The following is a 16,128-nucleotide window of genomic DNA, read 5'->3' as shown; positions in this document are numbered from 1 at the left end:
AAAAAAGGTTCTCATAATTAGTGCTCCATAAAAGGCAACTACAACATCTACACAACATATGTCTCCCACAGCTGACCGGCGAAGAGACGACCAAATTTGGCTACTGCTGCCACACCATCTAAAGTACTACTGGCATGCAGCGCTTTCATTGTTGTCATCTGACGAGCAAAGTCAGTGGGTTTAATTTTAAGCATACCCTTGCCTAGTAGCTTTCCGGTATTGTTTTCCCCTGAAAAGACGCTAACGTATAAGACAGTAGTATCTTGCCAGACATCCAGCCCCTTGTTATCAAAAATATCTTTATATCCTTCAAAATAATAGACTTCGCCCTCCTGGCTATGCATTTGCATACGATAGTCCATACGCTTTTTCTCAGCGTTTTCATTGTCCTGTACAAACAGATTGAAATGCCCCCTACTTACATTGAGAGCGCTTTCTGAGAGCGCCGGCGCATTGACTGTGCCCAGCATTGTGGCTTCATGTTTTTTATCCTTTATAAAGCGATCAATATCATCTGTCTGAATAGTAAGCGTAAAGTCCAGTGGAGAATTTGCGTCTTTGCCCGCCTTGTAAGCCTCTTTAAAATCGTGATGTTCGCTCAAAGAAAAAAAGCCGCTCATCTTTTCGGTAAACTGTAAACCAGTAGTAGGTGTAGGTTCCGCTTTCTCTGCCATTTCCGGAAACGCATAGTCCAGACCTAGGCTCATTTCGTTGGCGATGATTCTACAGTTACGCTCAGCCAGGCCAGAAATTGTTAGCAGTGGATTGGTACCAACTGAGCGGGGAATAATAGCTCCATCCATCACGTATAAGCCCTTATGTAAAGACTTGCCCATAGTACCAGAAAAAACTTCTCCTTTATGGTCTACTACTGCATTTTCTGCACTGTCTCCCATCACACAGCCACCAAGCGGATGAACAGTAACCAGATCGTAGTCCAGCAATTTGGTAAATGTAGGGTTTTTTACATACGCCCCTCCCAGAGCTTTGGTAGCCTCATGCAGTTTTTCGCCTACCTGTTTAAATATTTTCTGTTTGCCCAGCCCTTTCCAGCTTATATTGATACGGTCGTTTTTAAGTGACATTTTGCCACTAGAATCATCATGCGCCATTACCAGGTAGACTTGTGTGTTGTTGAGAGCACCATAGTATGGCCCTCTGACCAGGCTTTGCAGCTCTCTCCATTTTTCTTTGAAGAAGTCTGTCAGACTTCGGTCTGTATCTACGCCAAACAAGCGGGTAAAATGTACGATAGAGGCCAGCACTAATTTGCCAATTGCAGCAGGAATACTACCTTCCTCCAGTGTCATACCCTCCTCTAATTTTTCTTTGTTTCGCATATCTATAATGCTTGTGATACAGGGACCGACCTTGCCTACTTCACCTTCATTCACAATTTTGCCAATTCCATGGAGGGGGACATCACAATTGTAACCAAAACCCAACACATCTCCATTTCCGGTAAAACGCTGCCCCAGCATAGCTGATACCGAAAGGCCTTTTTGTGCCGAGCGCAGCAAAATTTCGGTACTTCCTAAGGAGCCCGCACTCAAAAACACTTTTTTTGCCCTTACAAATAAAGGTGGAGCGTCAAACTTTTCGCGGCCTGCCCCACAAAGATCAAAGAACACCAGCCACTCATCTGCCTGCTTTTTTACGTAGCGTACATCTACCTCTGTAAAAATTTCAGCGCCATGATTTTTAGCATCTGGCAAGTAGTTCATTTGTGTGGTATTTTTAGAACCATTGTTGCAGCCGGTTACACAGTCGCCACAGCGATTACACTTTTTTTGCAATACGCCCACATGGTTTACCTGATCTTTAAAATTCACATTGATATCTGCCATTTTAAAAGGCTCGCCCATAGCTTTTGCAGAGCGCCGCATGCCTTCTGTTTTGGCTAAAACATCAAACCCAGCCTGCCCCTCAGGATAAGGGTTAGGGCGCAGCATATCTCGTGCACGAGCAATACCAAATTCCAGTCCCTGCCAGTCTTCTTGTAAAGCCTTCGGCCACAGGCTATCGTCAAATACGCGCTTGTCTGCTTCTATGGAAACATTAGCATTAATGAGGGAAGTACCACCCAGCCCACAGCCTTTGAGCACGCTGATGTCTTTGCCAATAACAAAATCAAATAAGCCATTGCCTGAGCCTATTTGCTTTTTAGCAGTGCTCACGTGCATTTCTTTAGCTGCGCTTACTGGAGAAGAGGGAAATTCTCCGGGAAGAAACTCCTTTCCTTTTTCCAGCAGACATACTGTAAGGCCACAGCGAGCCATACGGGAAGCGGTAATACTGCCACCATAGCCGGAGCCTACAACTACGACATCATAAGCGGGTTTTAATGTGCTCTGGAGGTTGGATAAGCGTCTCATGACGATCAAATTTTATGTGAATGGGTGGTTCTATAAGTTCATATTTAACAGCTTTACCCTTAAAGCTAGGCTTTTCTTTACTGCCTACGTTCTTCCAGTTTGTCACTACCTGGCGTACGCCTATGGGATAAATGCTTACGCCTGTCGGGCTTATGTGTAAGCGAAGAAAGTTTTTAAAACCTGTCTCTCTAAAAGAGGAAAAGGACTCTGTGGGGTGCGACTGAAATATTAGTGTGCTAAGCAGCAGGTAAACCCCAAAGATAAAACCTGCTGAAACCCCTCCAACAAGCATCATTTCTGCGACAAAAAGGAGGGTATAAAACAGTGAAGCAAGTTTCCAGCTTATCAGCTGATTGTAGAAATCTCCAAAGAGCTCACCATGCAGCATTAGATAGTTAGTGCGCGAAAACAGCCACAGCAGTACATACAGATTGATCATATGCGCTATACCATGCAATACACCAATAATCCAGTTCCACTTTCCTTTGCCAAAAGCAGTATCCGTAAAGACCAGTATACCTACTACCAGCAGAAGGTTTAGCAAAATACCAAAGGGGTTGAGTACCAGAGCATCGTTTACGATATGAAGCATAGCCCCGGTATTTTCAAAGTCATAAGGAACTTCGGCAAGTTGGGTAGTAATTGGAGTATCTGCCATGCTCTGCAAAAACCACACAATAAAGAGGTAGATAAAACTCAACATCAGTGACATCTCTCGGTTCAGGAAGGGAAACAGCAGATTTTTAAATGCCATAGAACGGGACTCTGTGCGAGAAGGAAAAGTCTTTTTGAGGCGGGCATGATGCTGGTCTCCCGTAATCAGATGATCTTTCAGGATATGGGTGGGGTGCATAAAGGCGCCTCCCCCGCCAGCAGTTATCAGCTGCCCTCCATCGCCGTCCAGTATCTCGTAGCGGGAGTAGTGGTGCAGGTCACCGGAAAATGTGGCCAGTAGTTTTAAATGTTTGTGTGAGCAATTTTTCCGTTTATGGTCTTTGAGCAGAATATGCTTTTCTATAAAAAACTTGAGGTTGTCGTAAGAGTCATTGCTTTTGTTGATTGAATCAAAAATCCAGGCTGGCTCGGCAGTACAGAGAATGATAGTATCTCCATCTTCCATCTCATCATTAACAATTTCTGTGAAGTACTCTCGCTGCGGGCGGTCAATGTCCGCATGAAGTTGCACATCTATACCCCACAACCAGCACCTATGCGGCAGTTTGATAGCGAAATAGCTGCGTTTCTGCCTGGTTACCCAGTTCCCGATAGCCCTCTCCTGGCAAAACAGTTTAATAAAATTTGTCAACCCATCATACCAGTCGTGGTTACCCGGAATAGCGTAAAGGTGTGGTCTTTCTTCATCGCTATCATTTTCATTCCAGGGGTAAGCCGCATTGTAAGGTCCCTGTAAACGGTTTTTGTATTCTATAACTTCCGGAGTAGGATATACTTCATCTCCCCCCATAATAAGCAACTTACCGCGTTGTAAGGGGGAACCTTCTACCTCCAGCTTTGGCTTAGCCAGCAGATGAGCCATAGAAAAGGTAGCGTCAAACCCATCTCCCAGATCGGCAATATAGTCTACCCATATTTCATCCTGACTGGAGTAATCATAAGGTTCATTCTCACTCAGGGCAGCCTGAATCTCCCGTTTATCAGCAAAATTACCAAATAGAGAAGAGACCACTGTCTTAAGACCGGTTGTCGCCAGCAGGCGAACGTTGTACCAGCGTACCATCGGTTGACGCTCAAATTTCATAGGTGTATAACTTTTTTATCATGCGATACTTTTCTTTCCAATATGTACCGCCCTGCCCGTTTTTCTTAAGTTGATGGTTAAACAGTTGAGCAAGTCTAACTTTAGCCGACTGCCGCAAACAGCCTTCTGCCAGCAGTTCCTGCTGATCGTACAGCTTTAGGCTGACTTTCTTAAACTCTAGCCCCAGCCACCAATGGCTGACTGAACTGAGCTGTATTGTAGCCACCAGCTGATAACTTTTACCTTGAACAAACAGTACAGAACTTGTTTCAAGATAAGAAGCTTTACTTTGTTTAATAATTCGTGCCTGATTTTCTTTAGTAGATATTTCTCTCTTCCAGGGAGCAAAATAAAAGCTCGCAACCATATCTACCATAAGCTTCCCCTGGCTCTCCCTTAGCGTAAAATAAGGAGCAAATCTGGCCTCTGTACGCACCTTATTTTGCAACAGTTTACCCTCAAACGTATGCCTGAAAGTATAGGCTATGGGTGCAGTCTGCATTTGAGTACTATGGGCTTCGTAGGCTACACCTTCGCATTTTTTCTGTTTGAGGTACTGTATCGCATCCTCATAGCCACAGTTGATAAGGCTATTTGTATCTACCTTTTTTAAGAATAGGTCAGGGTCTAACGGAAGAGGGAAGTGTGGCTTAATAATATGTAAAACAATAGGTTTTCGCTGTCCATAAGGAGAGTCGCCTTGAATAATTCGCTCGTTCAGCGCTTTAATCTGGGCATATTCTTCCAGTAATGCTCCATTGGCACTCATTTCTATCATATGAACATACTGATTGAAGAAGTCTGATAGATAAGACGAGGTATTTCCAATTGCCCAGACCAGCCAGATTTCTTCAGCTCCCCTACGTACCGCTTCCATCAGATTAGCATCTTTAATCCAGACGGCATCTGTATACCAGTCCTCTCCTATCTTGATTGCGGGCATAAATATTGGTAAAGAGACACCTGCTATCAGATGATCCTCCGTAGCCTCTGTATGAGATATGGCTTCTATGCTTTTACTACTAAAATTGCATACGTTAAAGCTGGCAGCTACTGTTGAGTTTGCCTTGATTTTATGTAAGGCTATACCCAGGTGAGGAAATACTTTTTGCCTGATACCATCTGCATCGCCAAACGCCATCATGCTTGCCAGCTTCAGGTATTTTTTAGCAGGACGAAGCGACATAAAGTGCTGCACTTTAAGACTACGCCAACGTTCGCACATTTCGTAAGGCTCCAGGCCAGAGGCTAGCATCGCAGTATTAAAGATGCCTCCGGAGGTGCCATCTACATGATGAAACTGTAACCCTTCCTCCTGCAAAGCAAGCAGAACACCTGCCTGATAAGCCAGCCGGACGCCACCCCCCGCCAGTACCAGCGACCTTCTGGGTACTCCGTTGCTTGCTTCAGTATGGATGAAATCAGGCGACAGCATAATCTTTTACTTTATTTCGGGTATATAAATAGATAATGACCAGGCCCAACAGCTCATAACACATAAAGAAAAGCATCATTATGTTGGGCCAGCCTTCGTATAGGCATGAGGCTAAACGAGCCACAATTCCTGCCCCCATAATGAGTAAAAAGAGGGCATTAAACTTTTTCTGACTAAATATCTCTTTGACAAAGCTGAGCGCAAATAAACCGAAGCCCAGCTCAATAGCTCTGAGAAAGCGGTACTGACTCAACAGGTTGACCTGAGCTTTATCATTGAGCACTTCCATATCTACCTCCATCAGTAATGCAAAGTCTAACCGCGCATGAAAAAAGGCTCCCCAGGCACCAGCCAGACATACCAGCCCTACATAGGAATAGAAGAAGAAGTAGCTAAGCCGCCTCATGTCCGGGTAGGGTTTTCAGATAGTACAAAAATAGTAGTCCGGAAAAAAGGTCAAAGAAAGCGACGCCCAGCGCCAGGGGGGCAAATACACCTTGTATTACGCCCAAACCTACTGCTACAAAAGCTCCAAGTTTTTGCATAGCTCCCCAGCGTATCGCAATAAGGTTGGGATAGGCACTGTAGATAGCGTGTAGCACCATTCCTCCAAATAGCGCCATAAACATACCTACTATGGCAAAGAAATGTAGGGCACTCGCCGATGCGCTGGCGCCTACCATGCTGAGCACAAAAGCAGGAGCGATAAGCTGTGCCACACCAGATACAATACTGATGAGGCAAATAAGCACCATAAGTAAGCTTAAGGATGATCTCATGAGTTATACAGCTTCATAGGTCATAGTAGAAGAGGTGATAGTCTTTTGGGTACTATCTGTCTTCTGGTGGGCTTTGGCAATAAAAAAATACATAGTTATGCCCCACATAATGCTCAGTATAATCCACCTGATGTCGTTTAGGAACATCCACTCCTGAAGCAACTCCTGTAGCAACACGGGATCAGTAACTCCGGCAGCAAACTGGTCATTAACCTTTTCTATAAACAGCTGCTGCACTATTACGGGTAATAGTAAACCGGGAATCCAGGCCAGAGGCACCCATCTTAACTTCCCTTTCCACTCACTAATCATCATCACTACTATGGCTATCGCCATAATTGGTATTGTGATGAAGAAAAACTGGGTGGCGGTAGTAGTCTGAGGTATAATTGCATCGTAGTAATTATCTACGGTCAGGGTACTGGGGTAGCTGGGAAACCAAAAGAAATGTAGCGACCAAAAGAGCCCCAGGTATAGAGAGGCGCAAAAAAAGATGTAGGCATTATTAATATCCAGCAGTATCTTTTTCATGATGGTAGTGTTTTTATGATGATATTTTCTGAAAGCGGTTGTAGCCCTGTTAGTTTAGCATGCAACCTTTATCTGATTAGTAGTTATTTAAGACGCTAACTAAACTTGCATAGACTTTTATTGATTATAGCTCGCCTGCAAGTTCTCTTTCTATCTCTTTGCCAATTCGGTACTGCTCATAGTCTTGTATGGCGGGTGGAGCCAGCCAGCTTTCGTCCAAACCCAAGTCATAGACGCTCTCAAAACCTTCGGGCATAAAGGCAGGAGGCTCATCATAAGTAAGGAACCAGCATTTAAAATGATCATCCAGTACACCATTAGCCTCAGGCATAAACATGGTAAAGAAAGGGTCAGGCTTGATATCTAAATCCCTGAGGTAGGCTACATTAGGGTGATCACCAATATATAGTCTTGCGTTCGCTTTACCGAATAAGTTAATACCTACTTTTGACTCAAAATAAATGTATGATGCCATCAGCATGTTACGGTACCGGCAGTAGTTGGTAGTACCCACATTTATTTTAAAACTGGGAGAGCTAGGCCGAAAAATCTCTATACGAAAGGCAAACTGCCCATCTTTTTCGTACTGGCTAGTCACCATTTTTTCTGAAACCTTAAAGTCCAGATTTGCCTGATGCTTGGGCATGCCCCATATTCCTTTTCCTCCTTTTACCGATATCTCTGAACTTACTGGCAGGTCTAATATATACTGTCCGGTTCCGAAAGTCTTCATCATCATGGCAGGTAGCAAAGGGGGAGCAGGATTACGACCGTGCGTGCAGCCTATGGCTATACTATACTCTATGTATTTGCCAATACTGGTATCCAGGTAGTTAATTACCGTAATCAATAATACCGCTCTACCGTTGGGTAAGCGCAAAGCATGCAGTTCATTGCCCGGTAATAGGGCATTGGCTTTTTCAAAATCGCAGGAGAAGCCTGCCATTAGTGCCGGAGATTTTTTCGCATAAATAGGCATCTGATAAGGAATACCATCTACAAGGGCGTACCTGTCCCGGTACCGCTTGATTCTTTTGGGGATAGCCATGGATCTTCGTGGTTAAGTTCTTTGATCATAAGAGGAAATACATCCCGGTGGGCGTTTTTACCAAGAAACATATCCAGGTGGCTATAGCCCTTAAGAATGTAAAGTTTGTGTCTGTTCGCCTGTATTTTTTGCAGGTAATCGTAAGTTTTGCGCTGGCTACGGGGTAGAAAACAAAGGTTGTCTTCTCCACAAAAAAGTGCGACCCGAGCCTGTAAGCGGCTGGGCCGGTCCAGGTAAGTTTTTCGTTTCTCCTTACCGTCATGGGCCGGAGCAAGTGCGCCTCTGTCTACTCCCTTTCGGATGTGGTCAAAAAACGTAAGCGGCACTTCGGCAAACTCATGCTGTATCCAGTTCTTAGTCTGCTCATCCAGGTTTTTCAGCTTCCATAGGGCAGGGTAACCTGCACCATAAGTGAAACTAACAAACTTACCCACAAGGGTATCATCTTCTTTGTGAGTGAGTTCTACCAGAGCACGTAGCAACTGTGTTTTAAGGTCTGGTGCGTAAATACCCCACTGAGGATTAAGATAGCGAAACAACAGCTTAACAATAGGAACAAAAAAGTGCAGCTTAAGTACAGAATAGGTAGGCACTACCGGATGTAGAGAAACAGCATTACTCACGATCACTTTCACTTCCGGTATAAGACCTAAAATTGCAGAAATCATAAAACTGGTGCTTCCCTGGCAGTGGACGATAGCTTTCAGTTCACTGGCTCCGGTTTCTTCCAGCACTTTTTGTACCGCTGCCGGATGATCGTAAATCGCTGCCTGATCCAGATTCCATTCATTAGGAAGCAGATCAATGCTTGCCCGCCAGTTTTCCAGCCATACATCGTAGCCTTCTTCCAGCAGCATTTCAATAATATTTTTTTGTGTAGGAGGATTAAAAATATTTGCTCTTACACCTGCTCCATGCACCAGCAGTACCGGCCCCTTATAGGCAGACATGCTATTGGTGACATGAATCAGGTTACAATAAAACCCATCCTGACAAACATAGGGTATAGTTTCATATTGAACAGACATGATGAGGGTGGTTTGGCTTACTTAATTTAATCATTTTATTCTGTTTTTTCACAAAATGAAGAAGGTTAAAGCTTATACAATTAATATTCTTGATATCTGGCATTTTTCCTGAACTAGTTCGAGTCCAGCAATTTTGCTTTTCCGCCAAGTGCGCTGAAAAAGCCGCTAAAGCGAAGCAGATAAGGTACTGCGGTAGTTAAACCTACCAACAAGGCTACAAACTGGCTGAGGATCTCCTGCTGCGAGAATGCGATAAATACCATCAGACTTAACAGCAGAAGCAAAAACACAGAGCTATAGAGGCTCCAGGTGCCGCTTCGCCTAAGTTCTTTTTCCATTGCCAGCGACTCAGATTCTTTGATAGTGGTTAGTATAAAGTTTCGGAAGCTCTCGTTCATCACCTGCAATGACTGATTGTAGTATATCAAACCTTTTTCCAGCAGCTTTTTTAGCCCCCTTTCATTCTGTAGGTTTACAAAGCCATCCATAGCCAGATCATAGAGCAGATATTTCTCTTCCTTTGAGCAGGTGTTCCAGAGCGAGAAGTAAAAAGGTTGGGCCATGCTCTGTATTTTCAGGATCACTTCTTCTTTTACAGCTTTGTAACGTAGTGGATGACTTTCTCTCTGTCTTTCTATAGCTTCCAGTGAGGGTGCCAGCTCAAAATCACTCTCGTTCCACTCACGTGCAAAAGCGTCTCTTACCCGACTGAAGTAGGGTTCGTTTACCCTAAACTCATACTTAAGCAACTCTTTTATGCTAAAGTCTTCTCTGTAATCCTGCTTAGCACTGTGCTCATGCAAAAGGGAGTAAAACACCTTGACAAATCCTGCCAGTATGTCTTTCCATTTAGAAACATGTACTTCTAATTCGGCACGTTGTTCCGGATTTGAGGTCTGGCTTATTAGCTCTTCGTATTTATCTATGATCTGGGTAGGCGAAAGCCGCGATACAATGATGATATTGTTCTTGTTTCGGAGAAGCACCTCTACCATATCCAGTATCAGTTTATTGGCTTTAATATCTTCAATTACGTAGCTAAAGTGCTCAAGCACCACCTGGCTGTTAGAAATCTGCATCACACTGGCGCTCTCATTTTCGTCCAGCAACTGAGGCACATCGTAAACTTTAAGGTGTGACTGCCCATAAAGTTTATGTGTACCGGCAAAAGGCATTGCGATGACAAAAAGATGCTTATGTCCATCTTTAAAATAATCTTTACTAAAGTAGTTTTCCAGATAAGTATCGTCTACCTGTATGGCCTGTAAGTTGTCAAACACATCCAGAGCAAAAAACTTATCGGTCGCAAAAAATACTGTAAAATATACCCCCAACAGTAGTGCTATCAATAATACCCAGAACAGCTCTCCCAGCATACTTTCCGCACTATAGTTCCAGTTCAGACTGTTGCTAACAGTAGCCAGTACTACAGAGTCTTCTACACTGGGGTGAATGCTGCTGTACTTCATCCGAATGCCATGCTCGGCACAACGCCGGGTATCCCACTCTTCTCCTCCTTTAGCATAAACAAATCCATTGGAGGCCACAAACATATTGGAAAAATAGGGTCGGCTCTGATGTACCAGGCTATCCCAGCGGCTACTTACAAAGGCGCGAGTGTCTTTACAGTCACAGCTAGAGTAACCCAGTTGCTGATAGTATTTACCCACACTCCTAGCTGTTTGAAGGTGGGCATCTTTGCTACCGTAGGTGCTGGCGTAATGGCTGCGCTCATCTTCTGTTCGCTCAGCAGAAAGGTAAAGTCCTTTCAGGAGTTGGTTACGAGCTTCTTCTGCTTGACTAATTTTGTACATTTCATGCTTTTTCCAGACGCTCTGCTCCTGTTGATAAGCAGTGGTAAAAATAAAGTAAGCAGGTAGCACACTGCTGATAAACAGGTAGGTAAACAACATAGCCCGATAGCTATGCCTAAAACCCATAAAAGGTGCCGCATTGTTCAGGTACTGCTGTAATCGCTTTAGCGGTAAGTATGGCAAAAGTGCTATGCCCAGCACCAGCAAAAACGTATTAAGATTAGCCGCATAGCCTCTGACTACTTCTACAAACCCATAATGATTTTGCCCATTGTAAGTAAAGTAACTAGTTATAGTGTAGATAAACAGACAGCTAAGAAGGGTAACACCCAGTACTATTTTTGTTTTATGTGAATTTTCTCTGGCATGGGCAGAAAGCATGAGCCAGGAAGAGGTTCCTGATAGCAATACAGCGTAGAAGAAAGTAGCCAAAACCTGTAATACATTAAACTCCTGACTGCTAAGGTATAGCATTAGTGCTACTGATAATATAATATTATAGAGCATAATTTTTTGATAGCTCAGACGATTCTCTTCTACAGGCCATAGCCAATCGTAATAAAAAGGCTGCCTTTTAAGCTTTGTTGGATTACGATTAAAGAGAGAAATAAGAAACAGCTGCATGAACGCCATAGCCCCAATCATTAGTATACAAATAACACTCAAGCTGATCACCTGTAGATAGGGAGACTCATTGTAGGCATCATCATAAGCGGTAACCAATAGCCACGGGGTATGCTTTAGAGGGCGGATGAGTATACGCTGGCTTTGATCTCCGTTTTGCACATTGGCAAAGGCAGTGTTTTTTCCGCTAATTGCCGAACGCAATCCGCTATGAGAATCCGTCTCTGTTAGCAGGTTTTCCTGTAGGTTTTTATTTTTATCCGAATGAAATAAAACCTGTCCTCCCTGATCTATGACAGAGAAGCTATACGCTACAGGTAAGAGGGGGTCTATCAGAGAGTGGAAACGCAGAGATGCAGCCACAACATTTACTTTTTTTGCGCCCATACCCTGTACCCTGATTGTATCCTCACTGGAAGGTAAAGAAAGTACCAGCAATTTCTCAGAATTGGTCCAGGAGGCGATTGACTGAAGATAGAAGGGTCTATTTTCTACCAATTTATCTGCCAGAATTCTGGACTTCCAGCCTCTGCCTTCTGCTATCTCATAAAAGTATGGTCTCCCCTTAAAGCTAACGCTTTCCAGATTTTTGTTGTCTACTGTAATAGTAGAAAGCTGGTACTGGCCCACTCCCTGATCATCCATCCAGTAGAGATTCTTTAAAAAGTGAACAGGACTGAGCAACTTACTGAGGTTAGGGTCTGAGAAAATGTTGATATCCGTATGCGAGTGACGGGGCGCAAAAGCATAGGCTGCTTTTTCCAGGGTATCCAGCTGAGCCATAATTTGAGACAATGAAGACTCTACGTCCCTTTCTATGCCCAAAGATAAAGTTTTGAGCTGCTGGTCAATTTTTTGCCTGTCGCTTTGGTAAGAAAGGCTAAACAGGACGAATAATACCATAAGACCGGTACACACTACAAAAGAAGTGGTAGAGAGTACTACATCCACTCTATGCAAACGCTCTATGGAGCTGATTAGCGAAAGTTTTAGCAGAGGCAGAGCAAAAATCAGAATCAGAAGTATCACGGCTATCACGATCATAATCATGGCTGATACCTCCTTGGTAGCGGCCTCAAACCGTTCGGCATCTACCAAAGCATAAAGTGTCCAGTAGGTGTTTTCGTCGGTCTGGAAACGGGTAGAAAATAGCTTATAGTCCACGGCCGACAGTCTTACATCTACTCCCGGCTCATAGATATCAGGTTGCCCCTGCAAGCGGTCAAATTGCAACCTTGTAGTATTTTCTTCTCCTGCATTTAAAAGGCTATCTATATTAAAGAGTCTGGAAGATGAAGAATTAACTAGCTGCAACACTTCTCCCTCCACCGTGCTGTACGCCAACTTATTATTCTTTAAAAGAATATGATGATCAAACACTTCGTCTTTCCTGAGCTTAGCAAAAATAGACGCGGCCCTGCCTACCAGCTTAATACCATAATCTTTGAGTCCACTGGCTTGGTATTCAATCTCTCCGGAGCGTAGGGCACGTGCTGTATCTACCAGCTCTAGCTCCGTATTTACCGCTTCACGCTTAAGAAATGTATTAAAGTATTGTATGGCTTCACCAGCTTGTATGCTACGTCTACGCATCATCTGAACCCGCTTATTGTCCATCTGCAATATCTTGATCTTTTCATATATCGTATTGGCGGTTTTACGATATACTTCTTCTTTAGCTTTAAAGTTGGTAGCCGTCTGCTGAAGAGAGCGCATCCTTTTTGCGATTAGCAGCTCCTCTTTGGCGGGCAGGTATACCCAAAAATAATATGCAAAAAGACACAATAAGGTAATCAGGGTAACAACTACCACATAAGAGCGCTTAGGAAGTGTAGGTAACATTTTCATGCGTCTAGAAAGTTAAATAAAATACCTGCCTGCTTCTTAGTAATACTACTTAATCTATGGTAGCCAGGCGATAAGCTTTTGTAACCCCGATGACGCTAAAACTTTAACAAATACAAATACTTACCTCTTTGCTGTATTTTACCGTGATTAAACTGCTAAAATGACAGCCTGATATAACCCAAGTATAATTACATAGATAAATTTACGTATTTTACTTAGTATTTTCAATGAAAGTTTTCTTTTCCAAAGCAAATAAGTGTGGATGAGATTTCGTAGAAACAATCAGTAGAGCGCGAAAGTTATTGCCATGGTTCTACATAAAGAGAAGTATGATAGTAAATCCAATGTCCCAGGGATGGGAGATCATTTTTCAGAGAGCACATGCTTTACTAGCAGCCAAGCTAGCCTATTACCTTCAGGATTCTTTTCATCCGGAAAAAACGAGCTGGCTGGAAATGCTTACCAGCATATCAGAACACGATGACGGACAGCCGGACTGGCAGGGAAAAAACCACCTTACAGAAGCTGGCGCTCCTCGTGATATTACTGAACAAAAATACAATCTGGAGCAGGCAAAGCGTGTAGTCTCGGAGTCTGCGCATAAATCGCGCTGGGTAGCGCTAATGGCTTCTATGCACACTTATTATCTGCACCGCCCTTTTAAAGGAGACAATCAGGCTATAGACGACTTCTTAAAGGAACAACAGGCATATCAGAATGTGCTAAGAAAAACGCTAAACGTAAGCCAGAAGGAAAGTGAGACCGCCTATACCGTTATGCGCTGGTGCGATGAGTGCTCGCTCATACTTTGCAAGAAACAGATACCTCCGCAAGGTAAAAAACTGGAAGTTGGAGGCTTACCTCATGATACTATACGCTACATCTATCAGCCTAAAGATGCAGTACATATTTCTCCATGGCCCTTCAGGGAAGATAACTTCACCCTATCAGTAGAGGTCTTTTGTATTAAGCAGCTGGAATTTGCCCATGACCAGGAGCTGCAACAATTGCTAAAAAAAACCGATCCTGAGCTTTTGCAATGGCAGTTTGAAAAAGACTGAGTAGCCTAAAGTACTTTGGGAGCATCAGGCTTCACACTCTATCATGTTTTGTTTACGTATTTCGTAGATGAAGTACTATATAAAAGCTATTGCTTTTCTAGTATGTTTTCCATTCACTATACTCACTTACAGGCACAAAGGCAGTTTTTGGAACATTATTGATAAAGCCTTGCAAAATATTTTTGCTAATGCGCGCCTGGCAGTCTCTTAAGCTGTAGGCATAGTAGACAATGGAATAACTCGCAATATTATCGCGCTATTTGCTCTACAGCAAAAAGAGGAAGCAAGGCTGAGATTTAAGCAGGTAGTCCGGCAGCTACACCAGCTTATTAACAAACCCCATACCGCTGCCAGACCTTGGTTTGATTTAAACCGGGCTGCTGAGCACTTGTTCTTTAGTTTCAGGAATAGGACTTTGCTTATGCAGGTTACCAGGTTCGCAATACTTCTCTATAAGGCTTAGTATCTGTTCGGTATTGGCATTCTGCTTGGTAGATAGCCTGTCAATGTCTTCGTAGGTAAGAGCGGCCCCTTTAATAGACATGTAGGAGTTTAGGTTCATGGTATCAGAAAACCAGTTTGTAAGTGCTATCATGAGCTGAGCCAGGTTAGAGCGGCTACTTTGAAGGTCTAGTGGAGGCTTATAGATAAAGTGACTGACAATATCCAAGAGCCCAATGGCACCGAAGGCAACTGCAAGCACCTGCTGACCTCTGGCAGCAAACACTATGGCTGTAATAATTAACCCTATTCCCAGATAGAAAGCGATCATATACATCCAAAGCACCTGGCGGTAAGCACCTTTAGCGTCTTTAATCACATCTTGTAATGAATCTTTCAGACTAATGATGGTCTGGTAAGTATTCTCCATATTTTTAAGGATGAAGCCTTCAGTCTGCTTCATGGCCTCAGGCTGCCCGTTTGACTGGGCACGTGCGGTATTGCTCAATTGCCTGATACCCTCAAGGATGGCTGCTAATTCGTTTTGATCCTCTTCGGTAAGATCTTGCTGAGTGCTGAGCTGGTCTACTATATTAATGTCACGATAGAGTGCAGTATGAATATAATCATACGCCAGGGCCTTGTTTTTCATGGCAGTACAGTTTTAGGTGTGGAGATGTGGAAAGTATTAGTATTAAGATACTCATTTTCCTGCATACATGCTGCATCTGCACCCAAAATGCAATTTTTTGTCAATTTGGCTATTCAAGCCCCTGGCGTATTTTAGTTAACACTTCTACTTTAGAAGGTGAAGGGCACTTCTACCAGGGTCTGGTCCCAAGCCATCTTCATTACGCCTTCTTTTTTTCCTTTACCCTTACCACTAAACTGTATGGTAAAATGCTCTACTTTATCCTCTAGCTGACTGGCAGGAGCTTGTACTCTGAGTACATCCTTAGCATCATCGTAACTGTAAGCTCCCCATTGGTCTACATCATTACTTAGTATGATGGTCCATTCTTTTTCTCCGGGTATGCTTAGCATAGCGTAAGTTCCTGCTTTCACGCTTTTACCATTTAGCTTTACATCTTCATAAAACTTAATTTCCGGAGCCTCATTGGCACCCGTACGCCATACTTTGCCATAAGGAATAAGTTCTCCAAAAATCTCTCGTCCATTGGCAGCAGGGCGGCTGTAGCTTACACGAATAATGGCCCTGTCAAACTCAATCTTTTCAGCGGCAAATTTGCGGTGGTGTGCAAAATCATCAGGAAAGTAGGCCATATCCATGGGACTTTTGTCGGGAGCGCCCATATCCTGAGCAGATAGCCCGGAAAATATTCCTAAAACAAAAACAAGGGCAGTAAATAGCTTTTTCATAGTTT

At 43.5% G+C, this 16,128-nt stretch carries 12 protein-coding genes; 1 reads left to right on the top strand and 11 read right to left on the bottom strand.

Annotated features, from left to right (window positions below):
• Positions 1-47: 47 nt before the first annotated feature.
• From PZB74_RS12010 to PZB74_RS11970, 9 genes are all read right to left on the bottom strand, one after another.
• On the bottom strand, positions 48-2,375 hold the full coding sequence (locus PZB74_RS12010) for a GMC family oxidoreductase N-terminal domain-containing protein (RefSeq protein WP_302236278.1): 2,328 nt from the start codon (positions 2,373-2,375) through the stop codon (positions 48-50).
• Positions 2,329-4,134, bottom strand: a complete 1,806-nt coding sequence (locus PZB74_RS12005) for a metallophosphoesterase (RefSeq protein WP_302236276.1) — start codon at positions 4,132-4,134, stop codon at positions 2,329-2,331. Before PZB74_RS12005 ends, PZB74_RS12010 begins: the two co-directional genes overlap by 47 nt.
• Complete coding sequence (locus tag PZB74_RS12000) at positions 4,124-5,569, bottom strand: patatin-like phospholipase family protein (RefSeq protein WP_302236275.1); 1,446 nt, start codon at positions 5,567-5,569, stop codon at positions 4,124-4,126. The genes PZB74_RS12005 and PZB74_RS12000 overlap by 11 nt, the downstream gene beginning before the upstream one ends.
• Complete coding sequence (locus PZB74_RS11995) at positions 5,556-5,975, bottom strand: DUF4345 family protein (protein ID WP_302236274.1); 420 nt, start codon at positions 5,973-5,975, stop codon at positions 5,556-5,558. Before PZB74_RS11995 ends, PZB74_RS12000 begins: the two co-directional genes overlap by 14 nt.
• Positions 5,962-6,348, bottom strand: a complete 387-nt coding sequence (locus tag PZB74_RS11990) for a patatin (protein WP_302236273.1) — start codon at positions 6,346-6,348, stop codon at positions 5,962-5,964. Before PZB74_RS11990 ends, PZB74_RS11995 begins: the two co-directional genes overlap by 14 nt.
• Positions 6,349-6,351: 3 nt before the next feature.
• Positions 6,352-6,879 carry a hypothetical protein gene (locus tag PZB74_RS11985; RefSeq protein ID WP_302236270.1) on the bottom strand — a complete coding sequence of 176 codons (528 nt, stop codon included), beginning with the start codon at positions 6,877-6,879 and terminating at the stop codon, positions 6,352-6,354.
• Positions 6,880-7,003: 124 nt separating this feature from the next.
• Entirely contained in the window at positions 7,004-7,927 is a 924-nt protein-coding gene (locus PZB74_RS11980) for an acetoacetate decarboxylase family protein (RefSeq protein ID WP_302236268.1), read from the bottom strand.
• Positions 7,876-8,955 (bottom strand): esterase, encoded by a 1,080-nt coding sequence (locus PZB74_RS11975; RefSeq protein WP_302236267.1) that lies wholly within the window; start codon positions 8,953-8,955, stop codon positions 7,876-7,878. Before PZB74_RS11975 ends, PZB74_RS11980 begins: the two co-directional genes overlap by 52 nt.
• A 113-nt stretch (positions 8,956-9,068) precedes the next feature.
• Positions 9,069-13,241, bottom strand: a complete 4,173-nt coding sequence (locus PZB74_RS11970) for a PDC sensor domain-containing protein (protein WP_302236265.1) — start codon at positions 13,239-13,241, stop codon at positions 9,069-9,071.
• Positions 13,242-13,570: 329 nt separating this feature from the next.
• Between PZB74_RS11970 and PZB74_RS11965 the strand changes: the two genes are divergently transcribed.
• Positions 13,571-14,302 carry a DUF3891 family protein gene (locus tag PZB74_RS11965; protein ID WP_302236264.1) on the top strand — a complete coding sequence of 244 codons (732 nt, stop codon included), beginning with the start codon at positions 13,571-13,573 and terminating at the stop codon, positions 14,300-14,302.
• Between the two features lie 367 nt (positions 14,303-14,669).
• Here PZB74_RS11965 and PZB74_RS11960 read toward each other — a convergent pair whose 3' ends face one another.
• Together PZB74_RS11960 and PZB74_RS11955 are read right to left on the bottom strand one after the other, a co-directional pair.
• Positions 14,670-15,395, bottom strand: a complete 726-nt coding sequence (locus PZB74_RS11960) for a hypothetical protein (RefSeq protein WP_302236262.1) — start codon at positions 15,393-15,395, stop codon at positions 14,670-14,672.
• 149 nt (positions 15,396-15,544) lie between these two features.
• Entirely contained in the window at positions 15,545-16,123 is a 579-nt protein-coding gene (locus PZB74_RS11955) for a DUF2911 domain-containing protein (protein ID WP_302236260.1), read from the bottom strand.
• Positions 16,124-16,128 lie beyond the last annotated feature (5 nt).

The sequence above is a fragment of the Porifericola rhodea genome, assembly GCF_030506305.1.
Classification (GTDB): domain Bacteria; phylum Bacteroidota; class Bacteroidia; order Cytophagales; family Cyclobacteriaceae; genus Catalinimonas; species Catalinimonas rhodea.
The sequence above is the reverse complement of the archived record's forward strand: the minus strand, read 5'-3'. Positions and strand labels throughout refer to the sequence as shown.

Coding starts and splice junctions, on each gene's coding strand:
- PZB74_RS12010 (WP_302236278.1), bottom strand. CDS start 2,375: ATGAGACGCTTATCCAACCTCCAGAGCACATTAAAACCCGCTTATGAT.
- PZB74_RS12005 (WP_302236276.1), bottom strand. CDS start 4,134: ATGAAATTTGAGCGTCAACCGATGGTACGCTGGTACAACGTTCGCCTG.
- PZB74_RS12000 (WP_302236275.1), bottom strand. CDS start 5,569: ATGCTGTCGCCTGATTTCATCCATACTGAAGCAAGCAACGGAGTACCC.
- PZB74_RS11995 (WP_302236274.1), bottom strand. CDS start 5,975: ATGAGGCGGCTTAGCTACTTCTTCTTCTATTCCTATGTAGGGCTGGTA.
- PZB74_RS11990 (WP_302236273.1), bottom strand. CDS start 6,348: ATGAGATCATCCTTAAGCTTACTTATGGTGCTTATTTGCCTCATCAGT.
- PZB74_RS11985 (WP_302236270.1), bottom strand. CDS start 6,879: ATGAAAAAGATACTGCTGGATATTAATAATGCCTACATCTTTTTTTGC.
- PZB74_RS11980 (WP_302236268.1), bottom strand. CDS start 7,927: ATGGCTATCCCCAAAAGAATCAAGCGGTACCGGGACAGGTACGCCCTT.
- PZB74_RS11975 (WP_302236267.1), bottom strand. CDS start 8,955: ATGTCTGTTCAATATGAAACTATACCCTATGTTTGTCAGGATGGGTTT.
- PZB74_RS11970 (WP_302236265.1), bottom strand. CDS start 13,241: ATGAAAATGTTACCTACACTTCCTAAGCGCTCTTATGTGGTAGTTGTT.
- PZB74_RS11965 (WP_302236264.1), top strand. CDS start 13,571: ATGATAGTAAATCCAATGTCCCAGGGATGGGAGATCATTTTTCAGAGA.
- PZB74_RS11960 (WP_302236262.1), bottom strand. CDS start 15,395: ATGAAAAACAAGGCCCTGGCGTATGATTATATTCATACTGCACTCTAT.
- PZB74_RS11955 (WP_302236260.1), bottom strand. CDS start 16,123: ATGAAAAAGCTATTTACTGCCCTTGTTTTTGTTTTAGGAATATTTTCC.